At 72.7% G+C, this 19,971-nt stretch carries 20 protein-coding genes; 9 read left to right on the forward strand and 11 right to left on the reverse strand.

Annotation, left to right across the window (positions count from 1 at the left end; translation table 11 throughout):
- Nucleotides 1-45 precede the first annotated feature (45 nt).
- Nucleotides 46-1,572, forward strand: coding sequence for an SDR family oxidoreductase (locus tag MLY01S_RS07030; RefSeq protein WP_067190679.1), 1,527 nt, complete (start codon nucleotides 46-48; stop codon nucleotides 1,570-1,572).
- 90 nt (nucleotides 1,573-1,662) lie between these two features.
- On the opposite strand, the gene MLY01S_RS07035 is transcribed toward MLY01S_RS07030, so the two are convergent.
- The gene (locus tag MLY01S_RS07035) at nucleotides 1,663-2,181 is read right to left on the reverse strand and encodes a hypothetical protein (protein WP_067190653.1); all 519 of its coding nucleotides are present in this window, start codon (nucleotides 2,179-2,181) and stop codon (nucleotides 1,663-1,665) included.
- Nucleotides 2,182-2,508: 327 nt separating this feature from the next.
- On the opposite strand from MLY01S_RS07035, the gene idi reads away from it, so the two are divergent.
- Entirely contained in the window at nucleotides 2,509-3,138 is a 630-nt protein-coding gene (idi, locus tag MLY01S_RS07040; protein ID WP_082739819.1) for an isopentenyl-diphosphate Delta-isomerase, read from the forward strand.
- A 66-nt stretch (nucleotides 3,139-3,204) separates the two neighbouring features.
- Here idi and trxA read toward each other — a convergent pair whose 3' ends face one another.
- The 3 genes from trxA to MLY01S_RS12105 form a co-directional block, all read right to left on the reverse strand.
- A complete protein-coding gene (gene trxA / locus MLY01S_RS07045; RefSeq protein WP_067190655.1) occupies nucleotides 3,205-3,621 on the reverse strand; it encodes a thioredoxin in 417 nt (138 codons plus the stop codon).
- Between the two features lie 255 nt (nucleotides 3,622-3,876).
- Nucleotides 3,877-4,707 carry an aldo/keto reductase gene (locus MLY01S_RS07050; protein ID WP_070637498.1) on the reverse strand — a complete coding sequence of 277 codons (831 nt, stop codon included), beginning with the start codon at nucleotides 4,705-4,707 and terminating at the stop codon, nucleotides 3,877-3,879.
- A 24-nt stretch (nucleotides 4,708-4,731) separates the two neighbouring features.
- On the reverse strand, nucleotides 4,732-4,884 hold the full coding sequence (locus MLY01S_RS12105) for a hypothetical protein (protein WP_245232161.1): 153 nt from the start codon (nucleotides 4,882-4,884) through the stop codon (nucleotides 4,732-4,734).
- A 187-nt stretch (nucleotides 4,885-5,071) separates the two neighbouring features.
- Between MLY01S_RS12105 and aroQ the strand changes: the two genes are divergently transcribed.
- Nucleotides 5,072-5,536, forward strand: coding sequence for a type II 3-dehydroquinate dehydratase (aroQ, locus tag MLY01S_RS07055; RefSeq protein WP_067190659.1), 465 nt, complete (start codon nucleotides 5,072-5,074; stop codon nucleotides 5,534-5,536).
- A 73-nt stretch (nucleotides 5,537-5,609) separates the two neighbouring features.
- Here aroQ and MLY01S_RS07060 read toward each other — a convergent pair whose 3' ends face one another.
- Complete coding sequence (locus tag MLY01S_RS07060) at nucleotides 5,610-6,848, reverse strand: CaiB/BaiF CoA transferase family protein (RefSeq protein ID WP_082739820.1); 1,239 nt, start codon at nucleotides 6,846-6,848, stop codon at nucleotides 5,610-5,612.
- A 199-nt stretch (nucleotides 6,849-7,047) separates the two neighbouring features.
- Here MLY01S_RS07060 and MLY01S_RS07065 point away from each other — a divergent pair, with 199 nt between their 5' ends.
- Entirely contained in the window at nucleotides 7,048-7,986 is a 939-nt protein-coding gene (locus MLY01S_RS07065; protein ID WP_067190661.1) for a LysR family transcriptional regulator, read from the forward strand.
- Nucleotides 7,987-8,342: 356 nt separating this feature from the next.
- Nucleotides 8,343-9,554 (forward strand): acyl-CoA dehydrogenase family protein, encoded by a 1,212-nt coding sequence (locus MLY01S_RS07070; protein ID WP_245232164.1) that lies wholly within the window; start codon nucleotides 8,343-8,345, stop codon nucleotides 9,552-9,554.
- A 116-nt stretch (nucleotides 9,555-9,670) separates the two neighbouring features.
- Here MLY01S_RS07070 and rlmN read toward each other — a convergent pair whose 3' ends face one another.
- The 4 genes from rlmN to MLY01S_RS07090 all read right to left on the reverse strand — a co-directional run bounded on the left by rlmN (nucleotide 9,671) and on the right by MLY01S_RS07090 (nucleotide 13,701).
- On the reverse strand, nucleotides 9,671-10,987 hold the full coding sequence (rlmN, locus tag MLY01S_RS07075) for a dual-specificity RNA methyltransferase RlmN (protein ID WP_245232160.1): 1,317 nt from the start codon (nucleotides 10,985-10,987) through the stop codon (nucleotides 9,671-9,673).
- Between the two features lie 208 nt (nucleotides 10,988-11,195).
- On the reverse strand, nucleotides 11,196-12,575 hold the full coding sequence (locus MLY01S_RS07080) for an MFS transporter (RefSeq protein ID WP_070637504.1): 1,380 nt from the start codon (nucleotides 12,573-12,575) through the stop codon (nucleotides 11,196-11,198).
- 57 nt (nucleotides 12,576-12,632) lie between these two features.
- A complete protein-coding gene (locus MLY01S_RS07085) occupies nucleotides 12,633-12,851 on the reverse strand; it encodes a hypothetical protein (protein ID WP_067190667.1) in 219 nt (72 codons plus the stop codon).
- A 43-nt stretch (nucleotides 12,852-12,894) separates the two neighbouring features.
- Nucleotides 12,895-13,701 (reverse strand): oxygenase MpaB family protein, encoded by an 807-nt coding sequence (locus MLY01S_RS07090; RefSeq protein ID WP_245232159.1) that lies wholly within the window; start codon nucleotides 13,699-13,701, stop codon nucleotides 12,895-12,897.
- A 460-nt stretch (nucleotides 13,702-14,161) separates the two neighbouring features.
- On the opposite strand from MLY01S_RS07090, the gene MLY01S_RS07095 reads away from it, so the two are divergent.
- Complete coding sequence (locus MLY01S_RS07095; protein WP_067190670.1) at nucleotides 14,162-14,434, forward strand: three-helix bundle dimerization domain-containing protein; 273 nt, start codon at nucleotides 14,162-14,164, stop codon at nucleotides 14,432-14,434.
- A 94-nt stretch (nucleotides 14,435-14,528) separates the two neighbouring features.
- Here MLY01S_RS07095 and MLY01S_RS07100 read toward each other — a convergent pair whose 3' ends face one another.
- The gene (locus tag MLY01S_RS07100) at nucleotides 14,529-15,914 is read right to left on the reverse strand and encodes an isochorismate synthase (protein ID WP_067190672.1); all 1,386 of its coding nucleotides are present in this window, start codon (nucleotides 15,912-15,914) and stop codon (nucleotides 14,529-14,531) included.
- Nucleotides 15,915-16,018: 104 nt separating this feature from the next.
- On the opposite strand from MLY01S_RS07100, the gene MLY01S_RS07105 reads away from it, so the two are divergent.
- The 3 genes from MLY01S_RS07105 (at nucleotide 16,019) to MLY01S_RS07115 (ending at nucleotide 19,418) form a co-directional block, all read left to right on the forward strand.
- Nucleotides 16,019-16,372 carry a metal-sensitive transcriptional regulator gene (locus MLY01S_RS07105; protein ID WP_067190673.1) on the forward strand — a complete coding sequence of 118 codons (354 nt, stop codon included), beginning with the start codon at nucleotides 16,019-16,021 and terminating at the stop codon, nucleotides 16,370-16,372.
- Between the two features lie 107 nt (nucleotides 16,373-16,479).
- On the forward strand, nucleotides 16,480-16,698 hold the full coding sequence (locus MLY01S_RS07110; protein ID WP_067190675.1) for a heavy-metal-associated domain-containing protein: 219 nt from the start codon (nucleotides 16,480-16,482) through the stop codon (nucleotides 16,696-16,698).
- Nucleotides 16,698-19,418, forward strand: a complete 2,721-nt coding sequence (locus MLY01S_RS07115) for a heavy metal translocating P-type ATPase (RefSeq protein ID WP_082739822.1) — start codon at nucleotides 16,698-16,700, stop codon at nucleotides 19,416-19,418. The genes MLY01S_RS07110 and MLY01S_RS07115 overlap by 1 nt, the downstream gene beginning before the upstream one ends.
- A gap of 193 nt (nucleotides 19,419-19,611) precedes the next feature.
- Here MLY01S_RS07115 and MLY01S_RS07120 read toward each other — a convergent pair.
- Nucleotides 19,612-19,971: DUF4259 domain-containing protein (locus MLY01S_RS07120; RefSeq protein WP_067190677.1), on the reverse strand; the 360-nt coding region annotated here is incomplete at its 5' end.

A 19,971-nucleotide genomic window follows, 5' to 3' on the forward strand; every position in this document is an offset into this window, starting at 1 on the left:
CCCACCCCTGCCCAAGCCCCTACCGCGAGCCCTAGCGTGTTCGGCATGACCCCTTCCTTTCCCCTCCAGCTCCGCCTCCCCGGCGGCCACGGCCGCCGCGTGCTCGTCACCGGCGCCTCCGGCTACGTGGGCGGCCGTCTCATCCCGGAGCTGCTCGCCGCCGGCTTCACGGTGCGCGCCGCGGCCCGCAACACCGACGCTCTCGCCGACCGCCCCTGGGGCTCCGATGTGGAGATCGTGCGTTGCGACCTCTCCGATCCCGAGGACGTGCTGGCCGCCATGCAGGACATCCACACGGTCCTCTACCTCGTCCACTCGATGGGCGGCGGGGCCGGCTTCGTGGAGCGCGAGCAGTCCATCGCGGACACCGTGGCCACCGCGGCCGAGGCCGCCGGCGTGGCCCAGCTGGTCTACCTCTCCGGCCTGCACCCGGACCGGCCCGTGGAGGAGCTCTCGGACCACATGCGCTCCCGCGAGCTCGTGGCCCGCCGCCTCGAGGAGTCCTCCGTCCCCACCCTGACGTTCGAGGCCGGCATCGTGATCGGCTCCGGCTCGACCAGCTTCGAGATGATCCGCCACCTCACCGAGCGCCTGCCGATCATGCCGGGCCCCTCCTGGCTGGGGAACCGGGTGGAGCCGATCGCCATCCGGGACGTGCTGCACTACCTCGTCCACGCGTGCGCCCTCGAGGCCCCGGTGCAGGCCCGCGGGCAGATCGGCTGCGGCACCCCGCAGACCTTCGCGTCCATGCTCACGGACTACACGGAGGTCGCTGAGCTCGGCCGCCGGCGCGTGATCGCCCTGCCGCTGCCCGCCATGCGCCTGTCCGGCGTGTGGATCGGACTGGTCACCCCCATCCCGGTGGGCGTGGCCATGCCGTTGGCCGCGTCGCTGGCCGAAGACGCCGTCACGGACGACCACACCGTGGCCGAGATCGTCCCGGACCCCGCCGGAGGTCTCACCTCCTACAAGGAGGCCGTCCGCCGGGCGCTGGCCCGCGAGCAGGAGGGGCCGCTCGAGGTCACCTGGGATGCGGACCAGAGCGTCGGCCGGGACCCGGCCGCTCCCCTGCCCGCGGACCCGGGCTGGGCCGGTTCCACCGTCTACACGGACGAGCGGGAGAAGGAGACGGACCTTTCCCCGGAGCAACTCTGGCCCGTGCTCGAGTCCATCGGCGGCCCGAACGGCTGGTACTCCACCCCGTTCTTGTGGCGGATGCGCGGCTGGATGGACAAGCTGATCGGCGGGCCGGGGCTGTCCCGCGGCCGCCGCGACCCGGAGCGCCTGCGCCTCGGCGACCATGTGGACTGGTGGCGCGTGGAGTCCATCGACCGCGGCCGCCTGCTCACCCTGCGCGCCGAGATGCGCGCCGGCGGACGGGCCTGGCTGCAGCTGGGCGTCGAGCGCACCGAGGGCGGCTGCGTCTACCGCCAGCGGGCCGTGTTCATGCCCTCCGGCCTGGTCGGCCGCGCCTACTGGACGGCCATCCTGCCGTTCCACGCCCTGGTGTTCCCGTCCATGGCCGAGAACATCGTGGCCGAGGCGCGACGACGGCCCCTCGCCGCCGCCTGACGGCCCGCCCGGGGTGGGCCCTCGCCCTGGCAGACGGAAGGGCCCCGCCCCGTCACACTGACGGCGCGGGGCCCTTCCCGTGCGTCCGGCTCAGGCGTCGGCCTCGGCCTGGGCGTCCTCGAGGGTGGTGGACGGGTCCACGATCTGGCCCTCCCAGCCGTCGGACACCGCGTAGACGAGGCAGTGCTGGGAGCCGTCGGCGGAGTTGCGCAGCTCGGTGGCGGAGACGGTCACGTCGAGCTGCTTGCCGGCCTTCGCGCCGGTGGTGCGGCAGACGGACTCGGTGTCGGTGGTGTCGTCCTCGCCCTTCTCCGGCACGGCCCAGAGGTACTCGGCGTTGTGCTCGTCGTCGCAGTCGACCTTCTCGAAGGTGCCCACGTCACGGGCGCCCGGATCGTTGGTCAGGCAGTCGCCGGCGGAGAAGGAGACCTCCTCGGCCTGCGGGGCGGCGTCCTCGCCACCCTCGGACGAGGTGGACTCGGACTGGGTGGCCGACTGGTCGGCGGTCTCCTGCTCGGCGTCCTGGGACTCACCGGCGCAGGCGGTCAGGGCGAGCAGGGCGGCGGCGCCGAGGGCGGCGGCGCGTGAGGTGCGGGCGATGCGGGTCATCTCGTCTCTCTTCCGTTCTTCTCTTCGTTCAGCTTCGGTGCATTCACGGTGCGCGTCCTCGCCGGATTCCCCCTGCCGGCGGCGCGCGTGCCCGGGGTCCCGAGCCGGGCACATTGGGCCACTGTACGCTGGATGTGACGGCACACCATCGCGTGGGTGACCTGGGTCACGTCGGCCACGGGTCGCCGTTCGGAAGCCTCGGCACCAGCTCGGACGGCAGCCCCGGCACCAGGTCCGGCGGCCGTGCGGCGCGCCGGCCTCCGCCCAGGTCAGGGCCCAGGACGCCGCCGCCGACCGCCGGGCTCACCGGCCTGACAGAATGACCGCATGACCTCCTGCGCCGCACAGCCCGATCCTGCCGCCGCCGACCCGCACGCCGTTCCGCAGACGTCCGAGCAGGGCGGCACACGGGACGGCCACCGGGACGCGGAGGAGGTCGTCGTGCTCCTGGCCGAGGACGGCACCCCGGCCGGCACCGAGCCGAAGGCCACCGTGCACCGGCACCAGAACGAGGGCACGCCCCTGCACCTGGCCTTCTCCTGCCACGTGTACGGCCCGGACGGCCGGTTCCTGCTGACCCGGCGTGCCCTGGCGAAGAAGACCTTCCCCGGCGTGTGGACCAACGGGTTCTGCGGACACCCGGGCGTGGAGGAGACGCCGGCCGAGGCCGTCGGGCGGCGCGCCGTCCAGGAGCTGGGCGTGCCGGTGCACTCCGTGGAGCCGGTGCTGCCGGACTTCCGCTACCGCGCGGTGGACGCCGCCGGCGTGGAGGAGAACGAGATCTGCCCGGTGTTCCGGGCGCAGACGGACGGCGACCCCGCCCCGGTGTGGGACGAGGTCGCCGAATGGGAGTGGGTGCAGGTCGCGGACCTCACCGCCGCCCTGGCCGCCGTGCCCGCCGCGTTCAGCCCGTGGCTGGCGCAGCAGTGGCGGCAGGGGGCCTTCGAGGGGCGCTGAGGCAGCCCCGGCGCAGGGCCGCACCGCCACGACGACGGCTGCTCCCCTTTCAGAGCGCCGCGCGCCTCAGGCCTGCGGCTGACCGCCCTGGGCCTGACCACCCTGGGCGGCGGCGTCGTTCTTCGCCGCCTGCTCCGCGGCCATGCGACGGACCTCCTCGATGTCCAGGCCCTTGACCTGCTGCACGAGGTCCTCCAGGGCAGGAGCCGGGAGGGCGCCGGGCTGGGAGAAGACGAGCACGCCGCCACGGAATGCCATGAGGGTTGGGATCGAGGTGATGCCGGCCATCGCGGCCAGCTGCTGCTGGTCCTCGGTGTCCACCTTCACGAAGGCGACGTCGTCATGCTGCTCGGAGGCGGCCTCGAAGACCGGGGCGAACTGCTTGCAGGGGCCGCACCACTCGGCCCAGAAGTCCACCAGGACGGTGTCGTTCTCGGCGATGGTCTGCTGGAAGGACTCGAGGGTCAGGTCGGTGGTGGCCATGGCAGGGATCCTTTCGGACGGGTTCTCGCCGGCGTCCGCCGCGGACGCGGTCACGGTCCGGCGCGTTCTGTCAGGCGGCAACAGGATGCCCCGCCCGGTCTATTCCAAGGCTGACGGACGACGGCCCCGGATGCCCCCCGGTTCAGCGCCCGACGTATTCCGTCCGTCCACCCGGCAGGCGGCTTCCCGACGACGGCCGCCCACCTCCGGCGTCCGCTCGCCTCCGTCCGCGGCACCGGAGCGCGGCGGCGCTCCTCAGATCCCGAACTCGAGCGGGTCCTGGCGGGCTGGCCGCCCGGAGTCCGCGGCGTCCACGGCCGCCAGCTCGTCTGCGGTGAGCTCGAGCTCCAGGGAGGCGAGGTTCTCGGCCAGGTGCGCGGCGGAGCTGGAGCGCGGGATGGCCACGCGCCCGGACTGCCGGTGCCAAGCCAGCAGCACCTGCGCGGGGGTGGCCCCGTGCGCCGCGGCGGCTGCGGTCACGGCCGGCACCTCGAACGGCTTCCCGCCGCGTCCCAGCGGCGTGTGGGCCACCACGGCGGCACCGTGGGCGCGCGTCGCCTCTTGGACGGACCGCTGCTGGACCAGGGCGTCCACCTGGATCTGGTTCACCGCCGCCTGCAGGCCGTCGGCCGCGAGGGTCTCGAGGTGCTCGGACAGGAAGTTGGACACGCCCCAGGAGGCGGCCGGGCCGTCGTCGCCGACCATGCCGGCGAGCGCTGCGGCGGTCTGGCGGAAGGTTCCCTCCTGCGCGGTGCGCCAGGGATTCGGCCAGTGGATGAGCACAAGATCCACACGGTCCAGGCCGAGCCGCTCGAGCGAGCCCTCCAGCGAGGCTCGGACCCGGTCCGCGGGGCCGAAGGCGTCCGCGGTGAGCTTGGTGGTCACCTGCACCGCCTCCCGCGGCACTCCGGCAGCACGCAGGGCGGCCCCCACCACGGCCTCGTTGCCGTAGGCCTGGGCGGTGTCCAGGTGCCGGTATCCCAGTGCCAGGGCGCGTTCGATCGCGGCCTGCCCCTCGGGTCCGGTGAGCTTGTAGGTCCCCAGTCCGAGGGCTGGAAGGGCTGTGGCCGGCACGGAGTTCTCCATGCCGGCCACAGTAGCTGCCGGGGATCAGGCGATGCCGAGGAAGGTGACCGCACCGATCACCACGGCGGTGACGATCACCGGCGCCACGATCGTGACCATGCCGACGTCCTTGTAGGACTCGCGGTGGGTCATCCCGCAGACCATGAGCAGGGTGATGACCGCACCGTTGTGGGGCATCGAGTCCAGGCCGCCGGAGGGCGAGCCGGTGATGCCGATGGCCGGTGCGGTGGATGTGGCGGATGGACTCCCCGACGACGACCGGTCACCTGCGTGCGGAAGGTGCAGGACCGTCGTCGGGAAGCGCGCTGGGCCGGCGTCGAGAAGCGGGCGCGGTGCCCGGCGGCGACCGCACTAAGCTGGCGGCATGAGCCTCGCCTCCCTGCTGATCCTCAACGGCCCGAACCTCAACCTGCTCGGCACGCGCGAGCCGGAGAAGTACGGCACGCAGACGCTCGCCGACGTGGAGGCGCTGGCCGCCGAGACCGCCGCGCGGTTCGGATGGACGGTCGAGTGCCGGCAGTCCAACCACGAGGGGCAGCTCATCGACTGGATCCACGAGGCGCGCGGCAAGCACGCGGGAATCGTGCTGAACCCGGGCGCCTACAGCCACACCTCGGTGGCGATCCGCGACGCCCTCAGCGCGGTCGAGCTGCCCGTGGTGGAGGTGCACCTGACGAACATCCACGCCCGTGAGGAGTTCCGCCACCACTCCTACATCTCCGGCGTGGCCGTGGCCGTGCTGTGCGGCACCGGCGTGCAGGGATACGCGTACGCCGTGGACCGCCTGGCCCGGCTGGGCGGGGCTACCGAGCAGCGCGTCACCGGATAATCGACGGTTCGTCACCAGATCGCAGAGATTCTCCGCGGTCCTGTGACGAACCGTCGATTATCAGCCCGGGCCGTCAGCCCTCGCAGTCCGCGCCCCTGCCCTCGAGCCAGGCGAGGACGGCCTCGCGGTCCTCGTCCAGGTGCGGCGGGGCCTTCACGTGCCGCGCCGGGGTGCGGGAGTAGTCCACGGGGTGGCGCACGGTCGGCACCCCGCCGGCGTCCGCCACCGGGTCCAGCCCCAGCTTCTCCGCGTACGCGATGCCCTCGTCCACGCCGAGGATGGGCGCGCACGGCACCCCGACCTCCACGAGCTCGTCCTGCCACTGCTGCGCGTCCCGCTCGCCGAGGCGCCCCACCATCAGTGCCCGCAGCTCGTCGCGGTTCTCGTTGCGGGCGGACATGGTGGCGAACTTCTCGTCCTGCGCCAGCTCCGGCATCCCCAGCACCTCAGCCAGGCGGGCGAACTGGCGGTCATTGCCGACCGAGATGATCAGGTCCGTGTCCCGGCAGGCGAAGGGGCCGTAGGGGAACAGGCTGGGATGGTCGTTGCCCATGCGCCGCGGCACGGCACCGCCGGCCACGTAGGCGGAGGTCTGGTTGACCAGGCCGGACAGGGCGGTCATGAACAGGTTGAGCTCCACGTGCTGGCCCCTGCCGGAGCCCTCGCGCTCGCGCAGCGCGGCCAGGATCGCCACGGCGCAGTGCAGTCCGGTCATCACGTCCATCATCGCCACACCGCCCTTCTGCGGCGGGCCGTCCGTCTCGCCGGTGAGGGACATGAACCCGGAGACGCCCTGGACGAGCATGTCGTAGCCGGGCAGGTGCGCGCCTGCGGCCGTGCCGAAGCCGGTGATGGAGGCGTGCACCAGGTGCGGCCAGCGCTCGGCCACGGAGTCCGCGTCCAGCCCGTACTTGGCCAGGCCGCCGGGCTTGAAGTTCTCCACCAGCACATCGGCCTCGCCCACGATCCGGTGCACCAGCTCCAGCTGCTCCGGGTCCTTCATGTCCAGGGCGATGGAGTGCTTGTTGCGGTTCGCGGACATGAAGTACGTGGACATGTCCCCGTGCACGGGGGGCCGCCAGGTGCGGGTGTCGTCCCCGCCGGGCGACTCCACCTTGATGACGGTCGCGCCCAGGTCCGCGAGCAGCATGGTGCAGTACGGTCCGGCGAGCACCCGGGACAGGTCCGCCACCACGATCCCCGCCAGCGGTCCGGTGCCGTCCCCGGTGAGCCCGCTCGCGTCCGCCGGCCCCGTGCCGTCCGTCCCGACGACGGCCGCCTCGCCGCCGTCCTGTCCGGTCGCCTTCTGCATGCCTCGCCTCCTGGAAGTCCCTCGACGGCGGGCCGGGCACACTGCCGGGCACACCGCGTCCTTCGCTCCAGCAGACCACCGCCGCGGTCTCAGGTCCAATAGCCGATCCGCACCGATTGTTACCCTCGGCGCATAGATCGCCGCGGCGCCCGGCCCAGCCTGGTCGCCCCGGCGCCCCGCCCGGCAGGAGGAGCATCCCATGGACGTCCGCGAGGCCCACGCGTTCCTGGCCGTGGCCGAGGAGCTGCACTTCGGGCGGGCGGCCGAGCGCCTGCACATCGCGCAGCCGCCGCTGTCCCGCACCATCCGCAACCTGGAGCGCGCCTACGGCACCGCCCTGTTCGACCGCACCACCCGCACCGTCTCCCTCACCCCCGCCGGCCGCGCCCTCCTGCCGGCCGCGCAGCGCCTCGCCGACGCCGCCGCGGACGTGGACCGAGTGATGGCGGACGTGACCGCCGGCCGCACGGGCCGCATCCGCTTGGGCTTCGCCAGCACCTCGAACCACCGGCACGTCGGCCGCCTGGCCCGCCGGGTCAAGGCCGACCACCCGGGCCTGGCCCTCGAGCTGCACTCCGCGCAGTTCTCCCACCAGGGCTTCTCCCGCGTGATGGACGGGCACCTGGACCTGGCGATCGGCCGCTGGGACCACCTGCCGCCGGAGCTGGACTCGGTGCTGCTGCGCCGGGAAGAGGTCCTCATCGCCCTGCCCGCGGACCACCGCCTCGCCCACCGGGACGAGGTCGCGTTCGCCGAGCTCGCGGACGAGGACTGGATCGTCCTGCCCACCGGTGTCAGCGCGGCCCTGCACCACCGCTTCACCTCGCTGTCCCTCTCGGCCGGCGTGATCCCGCGCGTGACCGAGACGGCCCCGGACTCCTGGACCATGCTCGTGCTCGTGGCCGCCGGCAACGGCGTCGGCTTCAGCATGGAGACCGTCCGGGACAACGCCCACCACGAGTCCGGCGTCCGGTTCGTCCGCCTCTCCGGCCCGGCGAACCCCATGGACATGCGCATGATCTGGCGCCGGGACCACGACTCCGCCGCCCTGCGCTCCGTCGTCCAGGCGTCCGTGGAGGTCTTCCAGGAGCACGACGACGGCTCCCCCGCCTCCGCCTCGCCCGGCGCCGGGGGCTGAACCGTGCCGGTTCGGGGCGGGCACCGGGGGCTGAACCGTGCCGGTTCGGGGAGTCTGCCCCGCCCCGCCTCGCTCGGCGCCGGCGACTGCACCGCGCCTCACCTTCTCGGCCACACTCGAGGGCGGCGCGATTCAGACCAGAATGATCTGACCGACCCCCGATCGGGACATGAGGTGACGTCAGCGGCGAGCGGGCACTCCACCGACGCCCACCGGCGGAGGTGCGGGTGCCGTCGTCGTGCCTGTTTCCCTGTCAGCGCCGGATGCGCGCACCTAGAGTGGCTGTGAGACCACCCGTGCGGCAGCAGCCGCCGCCCCTGCCAGGAGGAACCGTGCCCAAGCACCCCACCGACATCATGAACATCGAGGCCCTCCTCAGCCCCGAGGAGATCGCCGTTCGAGACAGGGTCGCCGAGTTCGTGGACCGCCGTGTCCGCCCGAACATCGGCCAGTGGTTCGAGGACGCCGTCCTCCCCCTCGAGCTCATCCCCGAGATGGCCGAGCTCGGCCTGTTCGGCATGCACCTGGAGGGCTACGGCTGCGCAGGCCGCACCGCCACCGAGTACGGCATCGCCATGCAGGAGATGGAGGCCGGCGACTCCGGTCTGCGCACCGTCGTCTCCGTGCAGGGCTCGCTCGCCATGTCCTCGATCCACAAGCACGGATCCGAGGAGCAGAAGAACGAGTGGCTGCCGAAGATGGCCCAGGGCGAGGCCATCGGCTTCTTCGGCCTCACCGAGCCGACCGCCGGCTCCGACCCGGCCTCCATGGTCACCCGCGCCCGCCTCGAGGGCGACGAGTGGGTCATCGACGGCGCCAAGCGCTGGATCGGCCTGGCCTCCGTGGCCCAGCTCGGCGTGGTCTGGGCGAAGGTCTCCAACGAGGACGTCGCCGCCGCGGACGCCGCCGGAGCCCTGGACCTGGAGATCAAGGACGGCAAGGACGGCGAGACCGTCCGCGGTTTCATCGTGCCGACCGACACCGAAGGCTTCACCGCCACCCCCATCACCCAGAAGCTGTCCATGCGCGCCTCGCTGCAGTGCGACCTGACGTTCGAGGGCATGCGCCTGCCGCTCAACGCGATCCTGCCGAAGAACCCCGGCCTGCGTAGTCCCTTCATGTGCCTGTCCGAGGCCCGCTACGGCATCGCCTGGGGTGCCATGGGCGCCGCCCGCGACTCCATCGAGCAGGCCATCGCCTACTCGAGCGAGCGCCTCCAGTTCGGCAAGCCGCTCTCCGCCTACCAGCTGACCCAGAAGAAGCTCACGGACATGACCGCCGGCCTGCAGACCGGCCAGCTGCTGGCCCTGCAGCTGGGCCGTGCGAAGGACGCCGGCACCCTCACCCCGGCCATGATCTCGCTGGCGAAGCTGAACAACTGCCGCACCGCGATCGAGATCTGCCGCGAGGCCCGCACCATCCTCGGCGGCAACGGCATCACCGGCGACTACTCCCCGCTGCGCCACGCCAACAACCTCGAGTCCGTGCGCACCTACGAGGGCACCGACGAGGTCCACACCCTGATCGTGGGCCAGACCCTCACCGGCGAGGCGGCCTTCCGCGGCTGAGCCGGAGCACGCCCGGCCACAATGACCCCGGCACATGCGTTTTGAGGGCGCAACACGGGGTTGAGATTGCAACTCAACGCCGTGTTGTGCCCTCAAAACGCAGGTGGGAGGCCGCCTCAGGAGGCCGAGGTGCCCTCCCCGGCCTGCCCTGCCTCGCCGGCCTGCTCCACGGCGACCATCTCCGCAGCGGCCTCGTCGTCGCCGTCGGCGGCGAGCTGGCCACAGGCGCCGTCGATCTCCTTGCCGCGGGTATCGCGGAGGGTGCACGGGATGCCGGCGTCCTCCAGGCGCTGCACGAACTCGCGCATCACGTCCGGCTCGGAGGACGTCCAGATGGAGCCCGGGGTCGGGTTCAGCGGGATCGGATTCACGTGCACCCAGCCGCGTCCCCGGGCGTTGAGCTTCTTCGCCAGCAGATCGGCGCGCCACGGGTGGTCGTTCATGTCCTTGATGAGCGCGTACTCGATGGACACGCGGCGGCCGGTGGCCTGGAAGTACTCGTAGGCCGCGTCGATCGCCTCATCCGCCTTCCAGCGGGAGTTCACAGGGATGAGCTCGTCGCGCAGCTCGTCGTCCGGGGCGTGCAGGGACAGCGCGAAGGTCACCGGGACCTTCTCCTGCGCGAGCTTCCTGATGGCCGGCACCAGCCCCACCGTGGAGACGGTGATGTTACGGGCGGACATGCCCAAGCCCTCCGGAGCCGGGTCCACCATGCGGTGCACGGCGGCCATGAGGCGCTTGTAGTTCGCCAGCGGCTCCCCCATGCCCATGAACACGATGTTCGTGACGCGCTCGGCGTTGTGTCCCTTCTTCTGCAGGCCACCCAGGTCTCCGGCGGCGATCACCTGGTTGGCGCGGACCACCTGCTCCACGATCTCCGCGGCGGACATGTTCCGGGTCAGGCCGTTCTGGCCGGTGGCGCAGAACGGGCAGTTCATGCCGCAGCCGCACTGCGAGGACACGCAGAGCGTGACGCGGCCCGGGTAGCGCATGAGCACGGACTCCACGAGCGCGCCGTCGAACAGGCGCCAGAGGAACTTGATGGTGGCGCCGTCGTCCGTCTTGAGGCGGCGCACCTCGGTGAGCAGCGGAGGGAAGAACGCCTCGGCGATCTGCGCACGCTTGTCCTTGGGCAGGTCGGTCATCTGCTCCGGATCCGTGGTGTGGCGCTCGAAGTAGTGCACCGAGAGCTGCTTGGCGCGGAACGCCGGCAGGCCGATCTCCTTGGCCTTGGCCTGACGCTCCTCCAGGGTCATGTCGGCGAGGTGCTGCGGGGGCTGCTTCACGCGCGGCTGCTTGAACTGCAGCAGCGGGCGGCCCTCGGCGTCGGCGGCCTGGGTCCAGCCCTCGGCCTGGGGCAGCACCTGGGGGCGCTCGGCGGATGCGGCGCTGCGGGTGCGGGGGTTCGGGCGGCGGGGGCTCTTGTCACTCATCCCGGCCATTGTCCCATCCCGGGGCGGGCACGGTCAGGTGCCGCCGGTCACGGGCAACTGCACCCCCGCCGCGCTTTCGCTCGCGAAAGGGGAGGCAGGCCCAGCGCTTTCGCGCGCGAAAGGGGAGGCGGAGGCCCACGACCGCTTCCCCTTTCGCTAGCGAAAACGACGGGGTCTCCCGCAACGACGTCCGGGGTCGGCCCGGCCGCTACTCCCGCACGTGCACGGTCCTGTCCCGCCCGGCCAGGTATCCGAACACCGCCGCCAGCGTCCCGGTGCACGCGAACAGCACGGCCGCCGGCACATAGGAACCCGTCACGGCGAACAGCTGCCCCACCAGGAACGTTCCCGACGAGCCGAGCGTGTACCCGACGCCCTGCATCATCCCGGACAGCCTGGACGCCATGGACGCGGTCGCTGTGCGCAGCCCGATCATCGTCAGCGCCACCGCGGTCAGCGCCCCCTGCCCGACGCCGAGCATCGCCGCCCACACGCCCATCGCCCCCATCGGCCCGAGGATCACCAGCACGAACCCCGCCCCCGTCAGCACCGCCGCGGCCACGGCCAGCCAGGACTGCCGCCGCATCCGGGCCGCCAGGATCGGCGCCACCAGCGACCCGGCCACCTGCAGCATGATCGACGCCGCAACCACCGACCCCGCAGCCCCGGCCTCCATCCCCCGGTGTCGCAGGATCGGCGCCATCCACGCGAACACCGCGAACGAGCTCATCGCCTGCGCGGCCATCATCAGCGTCAGCCACCAGGCGGTCCGGGACCGGAACGGGCTCGCCTCCCGCTCCGGGTGGGGCACGACGACGGCACCGGCCTCCGCCTGTCCGCTCGCCTGGCCATCGTGGTCGGCGGGGCGCGCCCCGCCGGCTCCCACGGAGCCGGCCGACGACACGGTGCGGGGTCCGGCGGAGGTGCGGGGCCGTCGTCGGGAAGACGCGGGGTCCGGGCGGTGGACGCGGCCGACCAGGCCGCGCATGGACCACAGGGCAGGGGCGATCACGATCAGGACCAGGAGCGCGAAACCGGCCCAGGCGCCGAGGGCGAGGCGGACGTCCCCGAGCGCGCCGAGCAGCGGCTGGGTGAAAGCGGCGCCGAGCGCGGCGGACGCGCAGATGGTCATGGTGTAGATGCCGCTCATCAGCCCGATGCTGGAGGGGAAGTCCATCTTCACGATCACCGGCAGGACCACGTTGCCCACGGAGATGCCCAGGGCCGCGGCAAGGGTGCCGAACCAGAGGGGCCAGAGGGCGTCGCCGGTGGGGAGGGACCGGATGCCCAGGCCTGCCGCAATGAGGACGAGGCCGACGGCGAGCGCGGACCAGGTGCCCCAGCGTCGGGCGAGCAGGGGGACGAGCGGGGCCGCGAGCCCGACGACCGTGACCGGCAGCGCCGAGATCAGCGCGACGGCGACGGGACCCATGCCGGTCAGAGCCGTCCACTCGGACAGGACCGCGGCGAAGGAGGAGAAGACCGTGCGCAGGTTCAGCGCGATCAGCACCACGCACGCGATCAGGTAGACGGTGAACGCGGTGGAGCGACGGCTCGGCCACAGGGCGTCAGGGATGTTCGCGTTCACAGGGACCAGGGTAGACCCGAGCCCTCACCGACGTTGTCCCTCGCGAAACGGGAGGGGTCAGCCGTCGTCGGGGCGGCGCCGAGTCTGCCGTCCGGCGCGGGCCTTGGCCCGACGGTGGGCCGGCGAGTTGCCGACGATCAGGCCCGGACGGCTGCGCATGTCCTTGCGCTCGATGATGCGCTCCATGGGCGCGCGCAGGACGGCCCGCACGATGAACGGCATCGCGATCAGCGCGAGGACCATGAGGCCAACGACGACCCATTCCGTGGTGCTCATGCGTGTCATCCTCCCAGATCGGCCGGGAGGTCGGCCGGCGCGCTCAACGCCGCAGTGTGCGCAGGATCCAGCGGGCCACGCTTGCCTGCAGTGCCTCTGGCAGGCGCCGGTACACGGGTGCGGCCACGGCCCAGATGCGCGCCTCGCGGCGGGAGTCCCGGCCGGTCCACCCCCAGCCGAGCCCGGTGCGGACGGGTGCCGGCAGCAGCCCGGCGGTGAGCAGCCTCGCCAGGGGCAGGGCGGCGCGCAAGGGCGGTGACAGGCCCTGCCCGGAGAAGAGGTCGGCGGCGACGGCGCGGACCTCGGGGGTGATCTCCAGCCCGGCCATCTGCAAGTCCCAGTAGGCGTCGAAGGCGGTGCGGTCGGCCGGCCAGCGCTCCTCCGCGACGCCGAGCGAGGTCGCCAGGGACGCGTACTCCCGGTACATCCGCTCCGCCTGGTCGGCTGGGAGCGTGCCCCAGACGCGGTGGCGCACCTGCTCCCCGGCCCAGTAGAGGGTGGCGGCGACCCAGAGTTGGGCGTCGGGGTCGAAGGCCGAATACGCCCGGCCCTGTGCGTCCAGCCCGCGGACGGGAGCGTGCGCGCGGTGGACGTGTCCCAGCACCTTCCTGCGTGCGAACTGTGCCTCCGGCAGCACGGCCACGCAGATGTACTGCAGGGTGTGCCGCAGCCGGGCGATCGGGTCCTCGGTGAACCGCGAGTGCGCGGCCACTCCCGCCCCCACCCGATGGTCCGCCACCTGCAGCAGGATCGCCGCCCCGGCCCCGGCGAGCATGACCGACTGCCGAGCGACCTCCGCCGCCGTGCGCGGCGGAGGTGCTGGACGCAGGAGGGGACGCAACCAGGTCATGGCTCCATCGTCTCAGGGCGTGCGGCCGGCGGTGGAGGGCCTCCCCTTTCGCGAGCGACGACGAGCGGGGTGGCTGGGCACAGGGGCCGCGCTGCCGACGGCGCCCGGAGGGTGGCCCCGACCCGCGCTCGAGTGAACGTCCGGTGAACCGCGCACGGGCGGCGCCGTTCACCTTGTGTTCACCTCAGTTCACCATCGACCGTGCCGCCAGAAACCGTGGAATCGCGCCGATTCCTCGCCACCCGCCTGCCACGCACTGTGACCCCCGCCATGCCGACCGCCCTGTCCACACTTGCTTTTCACCCCGTTTCGCGTATCCTTGGTTTAGGAGTTGTTCACTTCCCGTTCACCTTCCCGAACGGAGAGCGAACCAGAACCGAAGATTTCCCGGCGGACCGCTTCCCCGAACGTCCGCCCCGAGACGCCGGATCCGTCCGGCACGCAAAGGAGGTGCTCGCACATGAGCATCAACACCACCGAGTACCGCGAGGCCCTGCCCACCCAGCCGAACCCCGTCCTGTTGCGCCGCGTGATGACCCGCGTCGAGAACGACCTGGTCGCCCGCCACGCCGCCACCCTCGGCGAGGCCACCGTCCGATCGACCTTCCGTGAGGTCGTCGACGAGTTCAAGGCCACCGCCCGCCTGTACCACTTCATGCCGACACTCACCGAGCACGACGCCGAGCGTCGCCTCCGCGAGATGGAGGAGGACATGGAGCTGGCGGCCGCCTGACCCCACCCGGAGGACCGCTCAGGCTTCCCGACGACGGCGGGGCACCTTTCGCACGGAAGGTGCCCCGCCGTCGTCGTGCGTGGAGAAGAAGGATTCAGGCGCCGACATCCACACCGAGCGCCCGGCGCATCGGCTGGAACTTCACGCCGATCTCCGTGACCTCCTCGGCCGGGTCCGCGCCCGGCACGATGCCGCCGCCTGCGTGCAGGCGTACGGCCACGGCCACGTCGGGACTGGGCTCACCCTCGGCGTTCGCCACGCCGTCGCCTGCGCCCCTGTCCGGCCCCTCCGCCGCCCGCATGGCCTGCCCGCAGCGCAGGGCCAGGGCGATCTCACCGTCGCCTGAGCCGTCCACCCAGCCCACGGGTGCGCCGTAGCGGCCGCGGTCCACCGGCTCGACCTCGGCGATCACGCGCACGGCGTCGGGCGTCGGGGTGCCACCCACGGCGGCGGTCGGGTGCATGCGGGTGACCACGTCCAGCACGGTGCCGGCGGCGGCCTTGAGCTGCCCGGAGATGCGGGTGGCCAGGTGGTGCACGTTCGGCAGGGTCAGCAGGTGCGGCATGAACGTCGAGTCGTCCATCTGAAGCACCGGGGTCAGCGCCTCCCACACGGAGCGCGCGGCCCAGTGATGCTCGTCCGCCAGGCGATGGTCCGCGGCGATGTACGCCTTGGCCGCCTCGTCAGCCTGCACGGTGGACCCGCGTGGCACGGAGCCGGCGAGCACGAGGGACTCCACCGCGCCGTCGTGCTGGGTGGCGAGCATCTCCGGGGTGGCACCCAGCAGACCGCCGACGGCGAACACCCAGGTCTGCGGGTAGGCCTCGCGCAGCCGGTCCAACGCAGACCAGAGCGCACCTTCATCCGCCGGCACGGTCTCGGTGCGGCTGATGACCACCTTGCGCAGGATCTCGCCGGTGGCCTCCGGGCCCTCGGACGGCCGGCCCAGGCGCTCGAGCACCGCACGGACGCCGTCGGCGTAGCCGGAGTCGTCCCAGGCGCGCTCCGGGTCCGCGGCCGGCAGCGGCATGTGCCCGTGCGGGGCGAGCTCAGCGGCCTCGTCCACGGCCACGGCCGCGCGCAGGGCGGTGGCGGAGACGTCCTGCACGAACAGCTTCACGCCCTGCGGACTCTGCTCGGTCCAGTGCGTCGGGATGCGCAGCACGGCCGGCTCGTCCGAGGCGTCGGTGAAGGTTCCGGCCACCCAGGCCCGCTGGGCCGGCTGCGGCCGCGGCTCGTCCGCCTCCGCCGCCGGCACCGGGAGCATCGCCAGGGTGCCGGTCTGCGGGGTGGCCTTCACACTGCGGGACCACAGCTGGGAGATGCGGCGCAGCCGGTCCTTGCCCTGCAGCAGCACGGTCCACCCTCCGGCTCCGACCAGAGCCTTCTCCCCCTGGACCCACACCACGGCGTCCGCGAAGGCGGCGTCGGCATGGACGGAGGGCAGGAGGGAGCGCAGATTCTCGTGCGGGGCGGACATGCCACCCATTGTTCCGCACCCGAGGTGTGGGGCGTCCCGCAGCGGTCCGGCTGAGATGCCGACCACGTTGCATTCATACCCCCAGGGGGTATAGAACAGAGGGTATGGAGAGCACCGTAACCAGCTGTTGCGACGACGCTGAGGACCATGCCGACGCCGGCCACACCCACGGCTATGGCGAGCAGAAGCATGCGTACCTCAAGCGCCTGCGCCGCATCGAAGGCCAGATCCGCGGGCTGCAGCGCATGGTGGACGAGGACGTCTACTGCATCGACATCCTCACGCAGGTCTCGGCCGCCACGAAGTCCCTGCAGTCCGTGAGCCTCGCCCTTGTGCAGGACCACCTGCGGCACTGCGTGGCCGAGGCCGCCGTGCAGGCCGACCACACCGGCCGCGCCGACATCGTGGACGCGAAGGTCGCCGAAGCCACCGCCGCGATCGGCCGCCTCCTGCGCTGAACCGCCTTGAACACGCTGTCAAGGACCCGAACACGCTGACCAGGCCCCGCCCCGTCCCCGAGTCGCACCTCTCCCCATCCGTCCCACACACACAGAAGGAGCCCCACATGGCCACCACCGCACTGACGATGACCGGACTGACCTGCGACCACTGCGTCGCCTCCGTCACCGAGGAGATCTCCGAGCTGCCGACGGTCACCGCCGTGGACGTCGACCTCGTCCCCGGCGGCGTCTCCACCGCCACCGTCACCTCCGACCAGCCCCTGGACCCCGCCGACCTGCGCGCCGCGGTCGAGGAGGCCGGCTACGAGGTCGTGTCCGCCTGATGCCCACCGGCCCCTCACCCCTTCCCGACGACGGCCGCCCCGCCTCGGCGGAGGCCTCGGCGACGGCCTCGCCTCAGGCGTCACACGGCACCGCCCCGGCGCCGCACGACCCGGCGGACGCGCACGCACAGGAGACGCCGGCGCCCACCCGCACCGTGACCCTTGACGTCACGGGCATGACGTGCGCGTCCTGCGTGCGCCGAGTGGAGCGCAAGCTGGGCAAGGTGGACGGGGTCTCGGCGACGGTGAACCTGCCGCTGGAGCAGGCCGCCGTCACCGCACCCGAGTCCGTCTCGGACGCGGAGCTGATCGCCGCCGTGGAGGCGGCCGGCTACGGGGCGAGCGTGCAGGAGAAGGCCCCGGCCGTCGTCGGGAAGCACGGCAACCGCCGTCCCGACGACGGGACGGACCCGGCCGCCCCGGACGGCGGCACACCCGCCGGCTCCCCTGCCGACCCCGCTTCCGGCGCCACCGATGCGCACGCCCCGGACACGCTGCTGCGGCGGCTGGTGGTGGCGGCGCTGCTGACCGTGCCGACCGTGGTGGTGTCGATGGTCCCGGCCGCGCAGTTCACGCACTGGGGCTGGGTGGCGCTCGTCCTGTCCGCGCCGGTGGTGTTCTACGCGGCCTGGCCCTTCCACGCGGCCGCCGCGCGCACCGCCCGGCACGGATCGTCCACCATGGACACGCTGGTGTCCGTGGGCGTGCTGGTGTCCTGGGGCTACTCGACGATCGAGCTGCTCCTGCACCCGCAGATGACCGCACACGTCGGCCGCACGATGGCCGAGATGGCGGACCACAGCCTCTACTTCGAGACCGCGGCGGTCATCACCACGTTCCTGCTGCTGGGCCGCTGGCTCGAGGCGCGCGCGAAGCGCCGGGCCGGGCAGGCGCTGCGGACGCTGCTGGACCTCGGCGCCGCGCAGGCGACGCTGTGGGACCCGGCCACGCGGACCGAGCAGGTGGTGCCGGCAGAGTCCCTGGCCCCGGGCGACACGATGCTGATCCGCCCCGGCGAGAAGGTCCCGACGGACGCCGTGGTGGTCGAGGGGACCTCCGCGGTGGACGCCTCGCTGCTGACGGGCGAGTCCGTGCCGGTGGAGGTCGGGCCCGGCGACGAGCTCACCGGCGCCACCGTGAACGTCACCGGGCGGCTGGTGGCGCGGGCCGTGCGCACCGGCGCGGACACCACGCTCGCCCAGATGGGCCGCCTGGTGGCCGAGGCACAGACCGGCAAGGCGAAGGTCGCCCGGCTGGCGGACCGCATCTCCGCGGTGTTCGTGCCGATCGTCATGGCGATCGCCGCGGTCACCCTGGTGGTGTGGCTGCTGGTCACCGGTGGGGACGTGGCCTCGGCGCTGCGGGCGTCTGTGGCCGTGCTGGTGATCGCGTGCCCGTGCGCGCTGGGCCTGGCGACGCCCGTGGGGCTGCTGGCCGGGACGGGAAGGGCCTCGCAGCTGGGCATCCTCATCCGCGGGCCCGAGGTCCTCGAGGACTCCCGCACCGTGGACACGATCGTCCTGGACAAGACCGGCACCGTCACCGAGGGCCGCATGCGGCTGACGCAGGTCGTGCCCCTGCCCGACGGCAGGGACGACGGCGACGCCCATGGCGCTTTCGTTCGGGAAAACGTCGAGTCCCCGGACGCTTTCGTTCGGGACAACGTCGAGTCCCCGAGCGCTTTCGTTCGGGAAAACGTCGGGTCTGTTCCGGCGGCCCCCCTTCCCGACGACGGCACCCGCCCCCGCCACGACGCCCACCGGGCGCTGACCCCGGCCCAGGCGGCCCTGCTCACCCTCGCCGCAGCGGTGGAGCACGGTTCGGAGCATCCGATCGCCAAGGCGATCGTGGAGGGCGCCGCGGAGCACGGACTGCAGCTGCCCGCCGTGGAGGACTTCGCGTCCTCGGCCGGCGGCGGCGTGAGCGGTCGCGTGGTGTTCGACGACCAGGCCCAGGCGGAGTCCGCGCCCGACGTCGCAGGGCAGCAGACTGCCGGGCAGGGCACTGCCGCCCCCGCGTCCCAGCAGGTGGCGGTCGGCCGCGGCGACCTCATCCTCCAGCACGTCACCCGCCCGTTCTCCCCCGAGGCCGAAGCCCGGTTCTCAGCGGCCGAAGAGTCCGGGTCGACGGCCGTCTGGGTGGCCGTGGACGGCGAGCTCGCCGGCTTCGTGGCCGTGCAGGACACCGTGAAGGAGTCCTCCGCCGCAGCCATCGCGGACCTCAAGGCCATGGGCCTGCGCCCGATGCTCGTCACCGGGGACAACGCCGCCGTCGCGCAGGCCGTCGCCGCCGAGGTCGGGATCGACCCGGAGGACGTGGTGGCCGGTGTCCGGCCGGAGGCCAAGGTCGAGGTGGTCCGGTCTCTGCAGGGCGAGGGAGCCGTCGTCGGGATGGTGGGCGACGGCGTCAACGACGCCCCGGCGCTGGCCCTGGCGGACGTGGGCATCGCGATGGGCTCGGGCACCGATGTGGCGCGCGAGGCCGCGGCGATCACCGTGATGGGGTCGGACCTGCGGCAGGTGGTGCAGTCACTGGAGCTGTCCCGGAAGACGCTCGGCGTGATCCGCATGAACCTGTTCTGGGCGTTCGCCTACAACACGCTCGGCATCCCGGTGGCGGCACTGGGCCTGCTCAACCCGATGATCGCCGGCGGGGCGATGGCCGCCTCCTCCGTGCTGGTGGTGCTGAACTCGCTGCGGCTCACGCGCTACGCGCGCTGACGCCGAGGCACGACGACGCCCCGGCGACCTGGCAGGTCCAGGGCGTCGGGGCGTCGGGGCGTCAGGGCGGGGAGCCCGGCGGGCCGCCGGGCCTTCGTTCCGATCGAGAGCCACTCTGGCGCACTCCGAATCGGATCGAGCGCTCAGGACCGAGCCCCCAGAGTCGAGCGCTCAGGACCGAGCGTTCACCAGCTCACGGCACGACGGCGCGGGAGCGCTCCAGCCAGCGCTCGAGCTCGCCGGACTCCTCCCACCGCTCGAACAGCTCGGAGACGGCCGGCTCGCGCAGGGTCATGCCGATGTGCTCGCGCAGCCGGTCGATGTCCTCTTCGGAGAACTGCTCCAGGAAGGGGGCCAGGTCCAGCTCCGCGCCCTCCCCCAACTGGGCGTGCTCCACGATCTGGTCGAGCGCGTCGATCTCGTCCCCGCGCGCCACCCGCACCAGCGCACCCATGGCGAGGAGTTGCTCGCCCGTGCGCATGGAGATGTAGCCGTCGGAGGACTCGGCGCGGATGGTGCGCCGGTAGTCGTCCAGGCGGAAGGTGCCGTCCAG

This window comes from Micrococcus lylae NBRC 15355, assembly GCF_001570885.1.
Lineage (GTDB): Bacteria > Actinomycetota > Actinomycetes > Actinomycetales > Micrococcaceae > Micrococcus > Micrococcus lylae.